This is a genomic window from Mycoplasmopsis pullorum (genome assembly GCF_001900245.1).
GTDB lineage: Bacteria > Bacillota_I > Bacilli_A > Mycoplasmatales > Metamycoplasmataceae > Mycoplasmopsis > Mycoplasmopsis pullorum.
This window is the reverse complement of the sequence record NZ_CP017813.1, coordinates 61,828-80,023: the sequence shown is the minus strand read 5'-3', so window position 1 is coordinate 80,023 and position 18,196 is coordinate 61,828. Positions and strand designations below refer to the sequence as shown.

Below are 18,196 nucleotides of genomic sequence, written 5' to 3'. Positions count from 1 at the left end.
ATACACCTTATTTGTAGATGTATTCGTTTTTTATAAAGTTCTAACTTGGAAACTCAGGGTTCGCTTTTCAGAATAATTTATCTATATTTTGGTTATATTCATCATAATTTGCAATGATTTTTAAAACTGCTACTCTTCTATTTCCTTCAATTACAATGAATTTATCTTCATCTTTTTGAACAACTTCAATAAAATCAGAATTAGGTAATCATTTGATATTGATTGAATTAAAAAGTTCAATAAAACTTTCTTTGTTTTCACAAAGTAAATTAGCAATTTCGCTCATTTCTTGGTCAAGGTTATATCTAAAATTAGCACTTTTTGAGCGCTTAATATAATCAAAATTAAACTCGTTAATAATTTCAAACCTTGGGTTTTCAAGTCCAAGTTCTAATTTATTTAATAACTCTTTATTACCTATCATTAGATACCACCTTATTTTATTTTCTTATTATCTATCTCAATTAAATTACCTTTAAACGCGTGCTTAAGCAAAATGGAAAAATTAATTAATAAATACATTTCAAATATTAAACTTTTCATTTTCTCACTTACTTTTACTATATAGGAAATTTAATATAAAAATAACGAATATAACTGTTTTCTAGACTTATTCGTTCTTTTGGTTTAAAAAAATCAAATTATTTATCAGATTTTTTAAGTGAATAAATATCTTGAATTAAAGCAATGATTGCTTTATTTCTATTTTCAATTTTTTCTTTAGTTCACTCTTTCTCAATTTTGAGAATTTCAATTTTTTCATCATAGTTTTTATATTGATTTTCAATTAATTCTAGCAATTTATCTAAATATTTATCTTTTACTTCTTTAATTGTGAATTTCACACCTGTAAAAGACATCATCGATTTTTCCGTATATTTATATAATTTTTCATATTTCTCAGCAGGAGGATTATTTTTACCTTTACTGTTTGCTTGCATATTTAAGACAAAACCATTACCAATAGAATCAATTAAATTAGAGTCTTTTTGTGCTTGTTCTATTTCAGGATCTTTTGAGTCTTCTTGTATTTTTTTAGAATAAAAATGCTCTCAGCTTGAATTTTTACTAAATAAATTTAAAAATTTTGTTAATTCCGAATTATCTTTTAAGTAGCTTCAATTTGGAAAATTATTAAAATCATTCATTAAAAAACATTCAACTCTTCTTATAAGCATTACGTAGTCTTTATTGCTATTTGTAATTCTTTTAGATGGTTCTGAAAGTCTATTTTCTATATCTTTATCAAAAGTACTAATTATTTCTTTAATTGTACTTTGCGGATTAATTCATTTATAAAGTTCTTTTCTTAAATCTTCGATATTTTCGATATTATCACTATCATCACGATGTTGAATTTTATCAGCTCAACGTTTAACAATATCTCTAATTGATTGACCTTCGAAATAACTTGTTTTTCAAATTCATCTAAATCTTTCGATTTCAAAAAGTCATCTTATAGCTTTATTAAAGTTGGTTAAATTATCATCTTTAGATGCAAATTCATTAAAACTTATGATGTTAAATTTTTGTAAGATGCTATAAACAATTAAAAATAAAACTGTTGTATCAGCAACTTTAGTAAGGCGCATAAAAGGGAAAATAGAAATTAACATATGTTTGTTTGCTTCACTAATTTCTTTAGCAAATACCATTTTCTGTGAATCAAATAATTTCTCTAATTCATTAGCATTTTCAGTTAATATAAATTTAAAAATTCAAAGATCTTTAGAAATCACATCTAAAAACTTTTGAAAGTCTCCATTAAATTCTTTGTGTTTAGTTTCAATGAAATTTTTAAGAATGTAATATGCTTTATATTCATTATTTCTTTCGCTATCACAGTTAAGATTGTGTTTGTAATTAATAAAATTAGCAAAAATTTCAATTTTCTTATCATCTTCGATAGTTTCATCGTTTTTTACTTTGTAAAAATGCTCTGATATATTTTTCTTAAAACTATTTACACAACCAGGATAATTGAAAGGGTCTCAAAGTTTATAAATTAATGAATTAATTAAATCAATATTATTTAATCTTTGACTAAGGAGGTTCATTTTTTCAAAAATTTTATCTTCATACTTGCTTTGCACAAACATAATGTTGAAATAAAGATTCTCAAGGAAAACCTTAGTTAATTTTTCAATTTTTTCCTTATTAAACCCAATTTTACTATTTAAAATGCTTCAAATGTGATCTAAATTATTCTTTATTTTAGATTTAAACTCTTTTTCAACATCAGGTACAAAAACTTTCCTAATTTGCTTAATATCGCTTGAAAATAGTAGTTTTAAGTACTGATATGATTCTGATTCTTCGTAATTTCTAAGATTCATTCAATGTTTTTTGTTTTTGAACATATCAGCAAAAACTTCAGGAATAAGAATTTTATCTTCATTATTAACATTATAATGGAGAATCATTTTATATAGTGCATATGAAAACAAAATCAATGTCATTGTTCTTTGTTGTCCATCAACAATGTTTAAAGTGTTGTTTATTTGTGAAAATGTTATAGAACCTAAGAAATGTTTTTTATTTTCTTCTTCAATTAAAACTTCAATATCTCCAAATAAAATGTCAATTAATCTTTCATTTCAAGAATAATTTCTTTGATATAAAGGTAAGAATATTTCGTTTTTTATAGTAGAGAAATTAAGTAAATAGTTTAAATTGAACACAAAAGATTTAAATGGCGTATTATCATCTACTATATTTGAAGAAATATCTAAATTTCCATTAAATTCGTAAAAACCATTTGTATAACCTAATTTCTCAGAAGCAAAACTAGAATAATCAAAATGTAATATTTCTTGATCTTTTTCTTTTATCCCTAATGCTGTGATAAATTTATCTAAAATTAATTTCACATTAAACGGATTTTTTCCAGCGCAAATATAGTTACAAAATTCACCTCAACGCTTTATTACATTCGCAGATCTATTTTTCTTGTTCAAATATTCATTAATTAAATTATAGTAAGTATCTCCGAAATTCTCTATAAAGTTTTTGCTAAGTGATAAAAGAATTGAATTCATTCAATTACTATGATTTATATCATAAAAAAATTTCTCTTTGATTATTAGTTAAATAACTTACAAAGTCAACTTGTTTTGATTTAGTTTCCTTTTTCTTAGCATTGTAATCATTAAAGATATATATATAACGATTTAATTTATTGGTAATTTTTTCAAAAATATATTCTCTAGTTGTATTTTCTCAATTCGAAATTGGATCATCCTTTAATTTTTGGATAAATTCGTTTTTTAAATAAAAAATGGCCGGTTCATTATCTTTTGAATTTGTCTCTAAAATGTCACAAATTTTTAAAAATTGCACAACTTGGTTTAAAGTGCTCTTTGATAAGTCCTTTTTGTAAAATTCAAATTCTTCTTCGGTGGCATCTTTATAAACAATTGCATTTATTGTTAAATGACTTATTAAATCTCCATTTATATAATCATTTGAAATATGAGGATTGTGAAGTCATTTTAAAATCGTATTGTCGAAATATCCTTTTACATTTGTACCGATATCTCAAATTTCAGTTAAGAAGTTTTCTTTACTTTTTTTCGCCATTTTTATCCTCTTTACTATTTAATAAATGAATATTTCAAATTGCTTCAAAAATCCTTTTTAAAACATTTACATCAATTGAATTTCTTGCTTGTCTTCATAATGCTTCTTTAGTTAAAATCCCGCTATTTATAAATGGTTTTAGCTTGTCAAAATCCTTATCTTCAAATCCCATAATTTTGTAGCTTTCTCTTGGTGAAACAAACCTATAATCGAGCTTTTTAGAGTTATTTGCTTTTAAATTTAAATATCCGATATTTGGAATCCGATCTTGCTTAGTAGTTAGTGTATTAATGGTGTATTTGTTTTTATGTGCAAATTCTAGGTCATTCAGATCTCTTCCTTCATTAATCATTCTGACTCTAGAAGGTGTGTTATTAACTAAATAGTTGTTTAGCTCTTCAAGATTTTTATTATTTAAATCAAAGATTTTATGATACTCTTTTTTCCTTTGCTCTAAGCTAGTTAATTTATACTTGCTACCTAAAGAAAGCAAGTATTCTTTGTACTGAGCATCATTTTTAAAAGGGGTTTTGATGCTTTTAAGCACACTAATAACAAAAACCCTTTCTCTTTTTTGGAGCGATCCAAAATCATTAGCATTAAACACTGCTGTGAAAGTTTTATAACCTAATTTTTTCAATTGATCTTTTCATTGCTCATATTCAGCATGGTATTGATTAACTAAGTTTTTAACATTTTCTAAAAGTAAATATTTAGGCTTATTTTTAGCTTGCTTTAAAATCTTTCCAATTTGCCAAACTAAATGGCTTGTGCTTGAAGCATCATTAATCCCTTTAGAACGCCCCATATTAGCTACTGAAAGCCCTTGACAAGGAAATGAATAAGTAAGTAGATCAATTTCATGCAAATCTAAAATTTCTCCTGAGACAGCATTAATGTCAGGGAAATTGTTATTTAAAGAATTTGCTACAACTAATACCTTCTTAGTTTCAATTGGTAATCTTTTAATGTATTTTATAGGGGTTTTAGAGTTACTGCTAAAAATCCTTTGTGATAAATACTCATCAATTTTTGCTTCAGAATCAAACTTATTTTTGCATACTTTTTCAATTTTTGCTTCACTTAAGCCATTATGAATTGATGCATAAGAAATAATCGCTCTTATATCTCAATCTGATGTGGCTACTACTTCAAATTCACTCTTTATTTGCTTGTTAACTCACGAAATGCTTTTATGCTGTGCGCCAATACCAGCAAAAGCTTCAAAGACTTTAATTTTCATATTCTAGGAATAGACAAAAAAGTTGAATGCTAAGCACTCAACTTTTTCTTATTTTTAAATGAATTAACAAAATGAAAAAGTGGATTTAAATTGAAGTTATTATGTAAATAAGTTAAAGTGTGGTTTCTATATATATATATATATATTGGACACCTTGTTTTTAATACTTATTAAATCTATAACATTTTTCATAATATAAATTATATTATAAATTTTTGGTTTTTAAGCAGTTATCTATAGTTAGATAACTGACATTTCTCTTTTAATTAGAGAGTATCCACATTAATATTCATATTCCACTTTTCTTCTCTTAAGAGCAAGAATAATTAATATAAGTCCCATTGTGGCAATTGTACCAGCGGTAAGGATTAGTAATAGTCAAATTTTGCTATTTACTTTTGTATTAAGTAAATGAGTTTGTTCTTTAAGATAGCCATTTGTATGTTTATCAAGATTATCTAAGATGTTATTGAATTCTTAATTGCAGCATTAATAGCATCTTTTTGTTCTTTAGTGAATTTATTTCACTTATCTGTTTTAGTTAATTTTTGTAAGTCATTAAGTGAAGCAATTAAGTCTTTAGTATCAAGAAATTCAATAATATTTTCATTTTCCTTGTTCTTCCTAAGTTTGACACTTTTGAAACTAAAAAAACAACGAATACCATACAAAATAGAGTCATCCCTTGTTTTTAAATTTGCTTTTCATATATAGTAAGCTTCAAAATTGTCAAAATTAGGATATTTTTTAATTTAAAATTAAGAATTATTTTTTTCTTTTTTAACTAAAATACGAATCGTTATAGCTGCAAGAGTTGTGCTTAAACCTAAAGCTAAATATCAAAGTCAACTTAATTTGTCTTTAATATCTCCTTTTTCTCTTAATAGTGTTTCAAATAATGATTTTTCAATTTTATTTAATGGATCATAATTAAGTTTTAATAATTCTTGAATTAATTTTTTGTTTAAATTGCTTTCTGGTTTATAAGTATCAAAATATGAAGTATTTAAGATACTATTAGCAAATTCAACAAACTTAGTTTGATTTAATTGTTCTAACTTATTAGTTGCATCAATAAATTTAGTTTTATCCACATTTTTAAGAGCGTCAAAATAACTTATTTCAGCTTCTGCAAAATTTATATTATATTGATTCTGATTTATAACAAAATTTTTGCTTGTATCTAATTTGCTATTTAAATTGCTTGATTTCACTAAATTAATTAATTCAGTAACTGAATTAATTTTAGCATTCAAGTCTTGAATTGCTTTTGCAGTATCAGGATTTTTAACATCTGAATTATTTCATTGTTCGTGTAATGATTTAAGTAATTTACCTTGTTCAACTAATTCAATCAATTTATTAATGTTTTTAATATCTTCGCCATAGTTAACTAATTCATCTAAAATGTCTTGAATTTCTTTTGGTAATTCTTTATTATCAACATCTTTTTGATATTCAATAATTTTGGCATTTAATTTCTCATATAGATCATTAATTTTCTTAGCATCCTCAATTTCCTTAGCTTCATCATCAATTGCTTTCAAGGCTTGTTTAATTTTATCTAAAATTTCTTGAGTTTCAGAAACTGAAGTATTTGCACTATTATAACCATTTGGAGTTTCATTATTAATTAATTTTTTACCATTAGAAATTGCTTTATCATAAGCGTCTTTTTTATCTTGATCTGCACGTTGATATTTATAACTATTAATCACATCAGGATATTTATCTGTTAATTCTTTAATTTGATTGAGTAAATCATTTAACTGATCAGCAATATCTTTATTGGTTTTTGCTTCATTTAAGTCACTAGTTTTAATTTGATTAATTAAGTGATCTTTTTGACTTTGATTAATTAAATTACTTTGATTATTAATTACATCCTGATTAATATAATCAATTAAAGCTTCTTTTTGTCTTTGAATTTCATCCATTTGATTTTGAATTTCATCTAAAGCTTTTTGTTCTTGCTCAAGATTATTAGTTTTATTATTTTCAGCAACTTTATTAACTTGTGCAATTGATTGATTTTTCTCATTATTTGTTAATAAATAATCAGTTTCTTTAATTTTTTCAATTAAAACAACTTCTTTACCATTTAATCTTTGGTAAGCGCCGTCTAAAGAATACTTATTAGTGTGATTATCAATTAAATTATCTAAATTAAATTGATTATTATCTAGTCCATTATCAGTTGTAGACTGGCTTAATTCTTTGGCTTTGTTTAATATTTCATCAAATTGAGTTTTATTATCTGCTTTATGATATTTAACATTAGATTGATCAGCAATTAATTGATCATAGTGATTAATTAAATCATTCAATTTCTTCATTTTGTCATTAATTGAACTATATGCTTCGAAGTTTTTAAGAGCTTGATTGTAATCTGGAGCATTAATTAAACTATCTTTTAAATCTGCTTTTTGTTTTGGATTTAAATATGGATAGGTTTTATCAATTTGATTGATTAAATCAGTAATTTTAGCTTTATTAAGGATATTATCAACTTGCTCTTTAGTAGTACTTTTATCAATATTATCTTTAAATAGAGCTTTTTCGTTTTCACTTAAGTTATCAAGTGCATCAACTGCTTTTTTAGCCTCTTTTTTGTATTTGTCTAATTGGTTTAAGAAACCACTTAAAGTAATAGTTTCAAAGCTTTGTGATTCAATATCAGTTAAGTTTTCCTTAGTTGAAGCAATTTTATATTTAAAGCTAATTGAGCCATCAATATCGTTAGCAGTTAAATCAATAATTTTTAAATTAGCTTGATTAATTGCCTCATTATCTAAGTTTGTATCAAAATATGTACTTAGATTATTTAACACCTCTTCTTTATTAGCTAATAATTCTGAAGGTAAAATTTGGGCTTGATTATCTAATTTATATTCCGCATGTGCCTGAATTGTATCATTTGTTAATAAAGCATCAATTCTTTCTTGCTCAGTTAAAAATCCATTGATAGTGAATGTTTTATCATCAACATGAATGTCATTTAAACCATCTCTTGTTGAATAAACGCTATAAGTAACACTTAAAGTACCGTTTCTGTCATCACGGGTTTTGTTATTAATTGTAATATTAGCAGTTTTGGCATCATTTTGATTTAAATTATCAATAACAATTGTAGTATCTGAAGCTTGTTTTTGATTTTTATCACTAACATTATTATTAAAATCAAGAACAAGATCTTTTAATCTTTGTAATTCAGTTTTAAAGCCACTTAATTTATTAGTGTTAGCACTTCTTGTTTCATTAACAATAATTTCTACACCTTCTAAACCTTCTTTAGTTGATTGCAAGGTATAAGTTACTTTAATATATCCTTCACGGTCATCACGCTCAGTAATAGTTAATGAATTTTCTTTAATTTTCATGTGATTTTGTTCTAAAGTTTCATTGTTGTTTAATTTAACAATTACTTTTGAAGCAATTACATCACTTTCATTATAAAGTGGTAAGTATTGATCACGATTTTCAAAATCAAGCACAATTTGCGGTAATAAACCTTCGATTCTTCTTTCTTCTTCTTTAGCATTAGTTAAAAAGCCATCAAAATTAATAGGATTTGATTCTTTAGAAATTACCTGTTGTTCATTAAATGTTTCTTTTCAATTACTTACTAATTTTTTCAAATTGTTTTGATCAGTATTTACTTGTCTATTTGAAATTAATTTGTATTTAACTCCAATTTGACCTGTATTATCATTAGCATCTGTTAAAAGTAAATCAGAAATGCGATTGCTTGTGCTATCACCATTTTCTTTAATTGAAGCACTAAAACTATCTTTAGTTAAATTTGAAGCTTTTTGATTTGCTTTATCAACAGTGCTATTTAATGAAATATTATATGGATCAGTATCAACTAACTTATTTAATCTTTGTAATTCTGTTTCAAAACCATTAAGAATAATTTCTTTAGTATCAGAAACTACAGAAGCAAAATCTGGTTTAGTTGATCTAATTTGGAAACTTAAACGAATTTCACCAGTTAAATCATTGTAACCAAGAATTTTTTGATTAATAAACTCATAATTATCATTATTAAAGGTATCTCAAGTTCAATTAGTAGTTGCATCTGTTAAACTTGAAGCTTGTTCATTTGCTTTATTTTGATAATCAATGTGATAAATGATTCCATTTTCATTTTTGTCAGTAAAATCAAGAGAATCTAATCTTTCTTTCTCAATTTGAGCTAAAGTTTTAAAACCACTTAAAGTACCTGATTTGTTATATTGTTTACTTGAAGTTACAGTGTTTAAATTTTGTGAATTAACCACACCTCTATTAGAAACAATTTGTCAAGTATAACTAATTTGAGCTGTGTTATCATTAGCTGATTTATCTACTACTTTTAAGTTGTAGCTTGGATCTTGATTAGATGCTAATTTATTTAAAATTAAGTCTTTTAATAATTTTGATGCAGTTGATTTATTATATTGCTCGCTTGTAAGGTTTTTGATTCCAGCTTCAATTTCTAAATTTTGAATAATTTCATCAAGACGCATTTGTTCAGTTTTAAAGCCTTTAATTTGAACATATTTATCATCTGATGTTACATTTTGATAAATTTCATCGCTTTTTTGAGAAACTAAATGGTATTTAACTCCAATATAACCTTCAATTTCATGTCTTGCATTAATTTCATCAATTACAACTCTAGCTTCCGGATTAGCTTCTTGGATAGTTGCAATTACTTTTTTAATAACCGCATCTGAAGGTAAGGTTGCGATTTTGTTTTCATAATCTAATGTAACAGTTAAATTATTTAAACGTGCTTTTTCTGCTTCACGATCAATTCTATCTTGCTCTGCTTTAGTTCTAAAGCCAGATAAACTAATAGAACCTAAATCAGTATTATCTGAAACAGGATTTGCAAAAGAAGTATTAGGATCAACTTCTCAATTAGAAATTAATTGAGCTTGAGTCTTGATTGATCTAAGTTGAGCTGCAATATTAGCAATTCCTGCATCATCATCTACACTTACTTTAGAAACATTGATTAATTCAGCTTTATTTTGAGTGCTTTGAGTATAGTAGAAATTACTTAAATTATTATTAGCGGTTGCTTTTGAAGGTATTAATAATGATTTTTGTGGATAATCAACATTAATATTTTGATTATACATTTGCTTACGTAAATTGTCTAATCTACCTTTTTCGGTTAAATAATTATTAATAATAATTTCTTTTGGTTCTGAAACTACATCTTGACCGTTTTTGTTACTAATAACTTTAAATTGAACTTTTAAAGCTCCAATTACATCATTATAACCACTTACACTAGTGATGCTAATTCTTTCGTTAGAGTGATTATCTGGAGTTTTGAAAGTTAAGTTAATTTCATTATACTTAGAAGCGTTATTGAAAGCAGAAGCTAATTGATTTGTATCTCCTAAACCAACAAATTCATTATTGGTGTAAGCATCAATTATTTCTTTTTCTCTATCAATTGGACCTTGGAAACCACCAATTGTAATTTCTTTAATTACACTTGAAGTAACGTCACTTAAATTATCTTTAGTAGAAGTTAAATTATAAGTAACAATTACTTGTTGATTATTATTTGGATCTACTTTGACATTAGTAATTTCGATTTTAGCTTTTGAATCACTTAATAATGTTTGGTTTGGACTTAGCATTTGTTTAGTCACTTCTGAAGCTAAAACTTTATTTTGAGGTTTTTGGTTAGCATAAGTAATTTCTTTAGTGATTGTATTATCATTGATTACTTTGTCTAATCTTTGACTTTCAGTTAAAGTATTGAAAGTAGCAGTTCTTACCTCAGTAGAAACAATATCATCTAAATTAGCTCTTTTTGATTTAATCTTGTATTCAACGGTAAATGCTCCAGTTTTATCATTAATAGAATTTGAAACAATTTCAACTTCATAAGCTTGATCTGTTTCACTTGTAGCAAAAATGATATCACTTGGTTCTATTTCAGAAGCAGTTTTATTTAATTTAGCATTTTCACTTAAACTAGGTTGATAATTAAGAGCATCAATTCTTTCTTGCTCAGTTTTATATTTATCATTAGTTTCCAATTTAAAAGTGTAGGTTTTAACTGCAGTTTCTGCGTCAGTTAAATTTTCTTTAGTTGATCTTAATTTATATGAAATAATTAAATTTCCACTGCGATCATTTTGATTAGTAACGGTTAAATCAACCACTTTAGCTTCACTATTTTCAGGTAAAACGACAGCTAAAGCACTATCAATATTAGTAGCAGAAATTTCAGAAGGCATTAGTTGTGCATTTTTATTTTCATATGAAACTGTTAATGCATTTAAACGATTAATTTCTTCAACTTGAGAAGTTGAATAACCCGCAAACGTTGCATTGTTAGATTGTTTAGATTTAATAGGATCTAAATTAGTATTAGCAGGTTCTCAATTATCTGAAACTAAATCATTTCTTGTTGAAATTAATGTGTAAGCTACCTTAATTTCTCCTGCACCATCATTTGGATTTAATGTTAAATTAGAATCGATTTGAACATTTTCATTAGCAAGAGAATTTGGAACATTAATAACAAAATCAGTTGATGTTAAATTAGAAGGTTTTTTGTTTGTTGTTCCAGATTTTTGACTAATAACAGAAGCAGGAGGAGTATTTGTAACTAATTCATTGATTCTGTCTAATTCAGTTTTAAAGCCAGAAATAGTTACAAATTTTTCTTCTGATTTAATGTTTTGAAGATTGTCTTTAGTTGATTGTAATTTAAATCCTAATTTAATTTCTCCAGTAATATCATTATAAGCAACAATTCTTTTGTCAACAAAGCTATATTGACCATCTGTTTCAGGATTTCAATTTCATTTATCACTATCTAAATCATTTAAAGTAACTTTAGAAGCTAAAATTTCAGATTTATTAATTCTGTCAATTGTATAACCACTTAAGCCGTCTAATCTAGTTTTTTCACTATTTTTAAATCCAGTAATTATTACACTATTAGCGTCAGATTTTGGAGCAGTATAAGTAATATCTGCTAAGTTATTATCACTTCTTCAGAATAAATCTTCTTTAGTTTTAGTAGAAGTTAAAGTGAAGTTTAAAGTACTTCTACCATAATCAGCTTCTGGATTAATTTCTGTAATATCGAAAGTTAAATTTTGATTTGTTGCACTTGGATATGAATAATTATCTTTATTTTTAGCAGTTTCCGAATTAGCGAATTCATTTGCAACTGTAAAACTGCGATTAATTTTACTTTGATCTTGATTAAAGCTATTAGCAATAGTATTTAATCTTTGTTTTTCAGTTTGATAATTATCATTAGTATCTGATTTAAAAATGTAAGTTTGCACTTTAGTTTTAACATCAGTTAAATTAGCTTTATTTGAAACTATTTCATAAGTAATTTCAAGTTTACCATCAACATCATTAGCAGCAATTACTTTAATATTTTCAATAGTTGCTTGTGGATCATTACTATTAATGGTTACACTAAAAGGACTTTTATCAGTTGCATAATTTTTAGCCACATTAGTAGCAAACAATGTTCGATCGTTATTAATATGATTAATATCTAAACTATATAAACGAGTGCTTTCAGCAAGTTTATCTTTTAATTGACTTAATTCACGTTTTAAAGCTTGGAAATTAGTTAATGCCTTAGTATAAAGTCCACTGTAATTATTCGGATCACTTTGCTCCACTTTACTAAATTTATCTTTATTTTCATTACCATCTTGTAAATTCAAGTTGTAAGCAGTAGTTAATTTATCACTTAAGTTATTAGCAGCAGTTTTGAGTGAATCAATAGCATTTTTATAACCTACATTACTATCAACTACATAATTAGTTTGTCATTCGTTAATTTTCTTTAATTCCAAACCAATGTATTGGTCTAAGGCTTTAACTTTCTTAAATTGATCTTCTTTAGCACTATCACCACCAGTCATAGCATCAATTTCTTTTAACAATTGTTGCTTCAATTCAACTGTCATGTATTTTAATTCATTTTGTCTTGGTAAATATGAACTAGATCCATCTAATTTTGATTTTGCATCTTCAAGATTTCTTAATAAAGTTTGAATTTCTTCGCTATTAGTAATTGGAGTATTATCAGAATCATCAACTACTGTTTTGGTTTTCTCAATAAGGTTTTTGTAATTGTCTTTTTCACTTTGAGTTTTTTCATAAACATAAAGTTCATCAGTAATTTCGCCACTTGCATTTGGTTTAAGTGAATCAGGTAATTTATTATAGTAATCTCTCAATGCCTTCATTTGAGTATCTAAATTAGTTACATTTGTTTTGAATGTTTCATAATTTTCAGGATTTACATAATTACTATTATTTGAATCTGCAACATTAATTTGATCAATCAAAGCTTGTTTTTGTTTAGTAGTTAAATTAGTTAATGAACGAATGTAATCAACTAAGACCGCTCTATCATAAATTAGTTTTAAATTAGCATCATTACCAAATTTACTAAATTCAGTACTAATTGGATTAAGTTGAGCATCATTAACTAATTGAATATACTGATCTCTTTCATTTTGTGTTAAATTAGTTAATTCATTCAATTTAGCAGTTAAATTATTTTTAGCTTTATCAAAAATAGTATTAATTTGATTAGCTAATTTTTGATTATTAGAAGTTCAATTTGTATTTGTTACAACTCCATCATTAGCTTGATAGTTATTTGGTGATTCAGTTATTAAAGTATTAAATTGTTGTCTTTCAGCTTCAGAACCTTGAACAAAAACAAACGATTCAACTGCTTTTTTAGCTTGATTTTTGTTACCATCTAAAGCTTGTAAAGTTTCAGTTAAGGTAGTTAATCCATTTTCTAATTTAGTTTTGAAATTATTAAATTTATCATAGTTTGATAAAAATTGTTTTGCTGGATCATTTAAGAAAATTTGTTGATATTCAGCATTATCAAATGCATCAATAAATTTATTGTATTCTTCTTGTCCCTCTTCACCTTCACGAGTTGATAAGGTGTTTTTTGAAACAGTTTCTTTTCATTCACCAGCATCTTTTAAATTATTTTTAATTCAAGTTACATAATCATTCAAATATTTACGTTTTTGAATTGCATCAGCTACTGTTGCTTGAAATTCTCTTAATTTATCTAAATTCGCAGTTGAATTAGTTTCAATTAAATTATCAATACCATTATTAGTTGATGTTAAAGTAAATTGATTATTAATTATTTCAATTGCTTTATCTTTAAATAATTTATATAGATTGTCCTTTTCTTTTTGACTTAAAGATTCGTATAGGTCTGAATAAGTATTTTTAAATTCACTAGTAGCAATATTATAAATATTTCCACTTGCTGTATTGTTAACAACTTTATATCCATCTAATTTAGCTACTTCTTGATCATATTTTTTATGATTGAAACCTGGATTCTCGTCATCTAAAATACTTTTTAATTTAATACCTCATTCAGTAGCGCTTTTTTGCCCTTCTGGTAGAGGCTGATTATTTTTTAAAGCATTTTTTCCGGTAGATAAATAATTATGAAGTTTGACTACCATATCTTTTAAATCTTGAGTAGAAGAATAAGCAAAATTTAATTGAGAAATTAATTTGTTTTCATCGTTAGATAATGCTTTATTGGTATCAGAATAATAAGTTTCATCAACCTCTGCAGCAAATTGAATCATAGGAATCATTAGTCTTAACACTTTCATGAAAGTGTATACATATTTTTTATCATCTGGGATGCTTGTGCTTTTATGATCATTAAATCAAACATCACTTTCGCTAGTATTTTCTCCCCTTGATTTAAATTCATTACTAATAAAATTTTGAACCAAGTCACTAACTCATCCTGATAAATTAGGAAATTCTGTTTGTAACATTTGCTCAATTCTTAATCTATCAGTAACAAGCGGAGTATATACTAAATCATCAAAAACATAAAAACCTTCAGAATCTTTGTCTGTAGAAGAAAGTTGTGCCTCTGCAATTTTTCATTGATTGCTAAAATTGGTGTCTTTAATTATTGCTTTAATTTTCAAAGTGTTTGGATCAATATCACCAAGAGCTAAATTTAAATTATATTCACTGTAGTATTCTGTTGCATTTTTTATTTTATTGTACTGAATTCTATCTAAATCAAATAATTTAATTTCTGTACCACCTTGATTAGTGTAATAAACACCTACTTCATACAATTTTTCATCAATTTCATTGTCTTCTCTTCTTTTAAATGATTTAGGTAAATAGAAGTTAGAATCAGATGAACCAACTCTTTCTTTAATTCTAAATTTATATTGAGTTGATTTAGCTCTTTCACTTCTTATGATAAATCCGGATTCACCTTCAAAACCAGAGTTATATCCAACATCAAAAAGAGTATAAGCTCCACCTAAAAAGGTTGGAACAGAAGTTTTTCCATTTCATTTAAAATTAGGATTATCAACAGTTTCAAATTCAACAACTACAACGTAATCATCCTCTATTTCTAGCATTTGGTGCATCAATAAAGAAAGTGAACATATATCCAGCATTTTGGTTTAATAAATTTCAAAAACCAGCACCGTCGTTATTTAATAAATCTTCATCATATAAACCATCTTGTTTTAATCTGGTTGCAACATTTCCATTATCAAAGTGATTAATTTTTTTAGTAGATTTGTGATAAAAACCTGGATTTCCCTTTCCAAGCGATGTAACTGGATCGTTAATTAATCTATTAGCAATTACTTCACGACTATCACGAGTTAAACCATTTTTTTGAGCAACTGCTAATTCTTCTGATGTTCAAGGGTAAGCAGAATTAGTTCACAATCCTCTTAATCTAATTTCACTATTATTGTTATAACCAGCCGCTCCAGCAGTAGTAGTATTTTGTGGATTTACTCAGTTAACAATATTTTCTCATTTATCTTCAAAATAAGGATTTTGAGAATAAAGCGGATTAATAAAAGTGTAATTATTTTTATTGGTTGGCAATTGACTTCATGAAACTGGAATTTCTTTAGTCGAAACATTTGCATAATCAATTTGATTAATATCAGCTGTATAAAATGAAAATTTAACGAATGAATTATCCGCTAAAATTATGTCTTCAGAAAAATAGAAACCACCTAAATATCTGTTATCTCTAAAACTAGATGGTTGTTGTTTATGATAAATTAATTTTCATTTTCTGCGTCTACCATCTAATGATTTAGGATCAACTCAATTATATTTTTGACTAAATCTACTATAATAATTTGTATTTAAGAAATTAGGATTTCTATTATCAGTTACTGATGGATCACCTACAGTGACAAAATTTTGAGTTCCAATATAACCTTCAAATCTATAATCTACACTACCATCTCATGAACCATATGGACTATATCTTGAATTAGAATAAATGTCAGTATCTTCATAAAAGAAACTGTCATATTTATTATCAGCAGTATCTTTTCCCATGTAGACAGGAACTAACCCAGAAAAAGGAATTAAAAATACAGATGAAGAAAGAGTAGCTCCTAAAAGCTTAAATATATTTTTTTTATTCATAAAAAAAATCTCCTATTAATTTTTTAAAGTAAATGTAAATATAAACACATAAGATAAACATAATAATAATTCAATCTAATGCAAGTTAGTATTAATGATTTTCAAATATATACAAAATCATTCTTTGTCTTTATATTTTTTAATATATATTACAACTTTTTTATATAAATTGAAAATAAAAATTGGAAAAGTGAACGCGAACCCTAAAAGCCAAAAATAACAATTCTTTTTTGGTGCTTAAATCACCATATTTCCCACTTAGGTCGGTTTTTTACATTTTTGCACCAGTATATATTTATAAATAAATATGTGCATTAAAAAAAGTATAAAAAATCCCGCAAGTGTAAAATGCAGAATTAAATTAAACTCAAACTGAAAATATAGAATAAAATAGGACTTGAAATACGGACATTCTGTGTTTCAAGTTTTTTTATTGCAAAAATTAATATTAAAAACACCACTTCCAATTAAATAAGAAGTGGTGTTTAAAAGCAACGGAAGTTAAAATATTATTCCTTTTTCTCAGTCTTCTCCTAAAAGGAAATCAAATAATCCGATATAAATAATTCCATTTTCATCTCTTTTCATTTTTGAGTAATTTTTCACAATCACTATTTTATTAAATGCATCTTTTATATTAAGTAAAGATTTAGTTTCTTGTTCTAGCTTCAAAGGATCATCAATATTTAATGCTGATTGAATATAAAGTATTTGATCGTGTTTTCTAGCAACAAAATCAACCTCTAATTGATTGTAATTGGTCGAAGTTCTTTGTTCTACCATTCCAACATCAACAAGATATCCCCTCGATCTTAATTCATTATAGATAACATTTTCCATAATGTGAGTTTCTTCGGTTTGTCTAAAGTTCAATCTTGCATTTCTTAATCCCATATCGGTAAAAAAATACTTAAATGACGAAGTTACGTATTTTCGACCTTTGATATTGAATTTTATTGCTTCTTCAATTAAAAATGAATTTTTTAACTCCTCGATATACTTACTTAAAAAATAATTAGAAATATCCAAATTATGAACACTTTTGAATGTGTTTTTAATATTACTTAAATTAGTAATACAACCAATATTTGAAGCGATTATGTCGGTCAGTTCATCAAGTACAATTGTTTTAGTTCATTTATTTCGTTCCACTATATCTTTAAAATAAGTTTCATTAATAAGAGATTTTAGGAAAATTTTCTTATCTTCATTAGGTAATTTTACTATAAGCGGAATTCCGCCATATTCAAAATATTCGTTTCAAACTTCTAAAACATTACTATCTTCTTTTCTTTTTTCTCAAATTTCTTTAAATGAGAGCGGAAATAAATGAATAACATCACCTCGACCTCTAAATTCAGTTACAACATCGCTTGAAAGAAATTTTGAGTTACTACCAGTAACATAAATGTCATAATTACCTTTTGATAAAAGTTCGTTTAAAACAGGTACAAAATGCATCAATAATTGAATTTCATCAACTAATAAAACGTTTATTCTATTGTTTTGACTTTTTGAATACACATAATTTAAAAATTCTTCTGGATTTTGATATTTAAAGTTACTAAAATGATCTAATTGAATTTCAATTATTTGTTCTTCCTTGTAATCATTCATTAACAGGTAATTTTTAAATAAATTAAAAATCAGATATGATTTTCCACTTCTGCGGAGACCTGCGACTATTTTAATTAGACCGTTATTCATTTTTCGAATTAGTTGATTCAAATATTTTTCTCTTTGAAAAACAAAATTACTCATATTAATTTGACCTTTACATAAATTCATGATATTTTTTAAAATAAGTTCGATTTTTATCACTAAAAATACTTATATTTATAATTTAGTTATTTTAATTTTACTTCATTTATGTAATGAATTTTAAAA

At 25.6% G+C, this 18,196-nt stretch carries 8 protein-coding genes; all 8 read right to left on the bottom strand.

What is annotated here, in order from left to right; genetic code table 4:
• Positions 1-40: 40 nt before the first annotated feature.
• The 8 genes from BLA55_RS00295 to BLA55_RS00260 all read right to left on the bottom strand — a co-directional run bounded on the left by BLA55_RS00295 (position 41) and on the right by BLA55_RS00260 (position 18,097).
• Positions 41-424, bottom strand: coding sequence for a hypothetical protein (locus BLA55_RS00295; RefSeq protein WP_073372140.1), 384 nt, complete (start codon positions 422-424; stop codon positions 41-43).
• 217 nt (positions 425-641) lie between these two features.
• Positions 642-3,038: a DUF262 domain-containing protein gene (locus BLA55_RS00290; RefSeq protein ID WP_073372139.1), complete on the bottom strand. Its 2,397-nt coding sequence runs from the start codon at positions 3,036-3,038 to the stop codon at positions 642-644.
• A gap of 7 nt (positions 3,039-3,045) precedes the next feature.
• The gene (locus BLA55_RS00285) at positions 3,046-3,579 is read right to left on the bottom strand and encodes a YdeI/OmpD-associated family protein (protein ID WP_073372138.1); all 534 of its coding nucleotides are present in this window, start codon (positions 3,577-3,579) and stop codon (positions 3,046-3,048) included.
• Positions 3,563-4,822: a DNA (cytosine-5-)-methyltransferase gene (dcm, locus tag BLA55_RS00280; RefSeq protein ID WP_073372137.1), complete on the bottom strand. Its 1,260-nt coding sequence runs from the start codon at positions 4,820-4,822 to the stop codon at positions 3,563-3,565. Before dcm ends, BLA55_RS00285 begins: the two co-directional genes overlap by 17 nt.
• A 458-nt stretch (positions 4,823-5,280) precedes the next feature.
• Entirely contained in the window at positions 5,281-5,493 is a 213-nt protein-coding gene (locus BLA55_RS00275) for a hypothetical protein (RefSeq protein ID WP_073372136.1), read from the bottom strand.
• 87 nt (positions 5,494-5,580) lie between these two features.
• On the bottom strand, positions 5,581-15,267 hold the full coding sequence (locus BLA55_RS00270) for a lipoprotein 17-related variable surface protein (RefSeq protein WP_073372135.1): 9,687 nt from the start codon (positions 15,265-15,267) through the stop codon (positions 5,581-5,583).
• Positions 15,212-16,309: a hypothetical protein gene (locus BLA55_RS00265; RefSeq protein ID WP_073372134.1), complete on the bottom strand. Its 1,098-nt coding sequence runs from the start codon at positions 16,307-16,309 to the stop codon at positions 15,212-15,214. The genes BLA55_RS00270 and BLA55_RS00265 overlap by 56 nt, the downstream gene beginning before the upstream one ends.
• 501 nt (positions 16,310-16,810) lie before the next feature.
• Positions 16,811-18,097 (bottom strand): ATP-binding protein, encoded by a 1,287-nt coding sequence (locus BLA55_RS00260; RefSeq protein ID WP_235631836.1) that lies wholly within the window; start codon positions 18,095-18,097, stop codon positions 16,811-16,813.
• Positions 18,098-18,196: the final 99 nt, after the last annotated feature.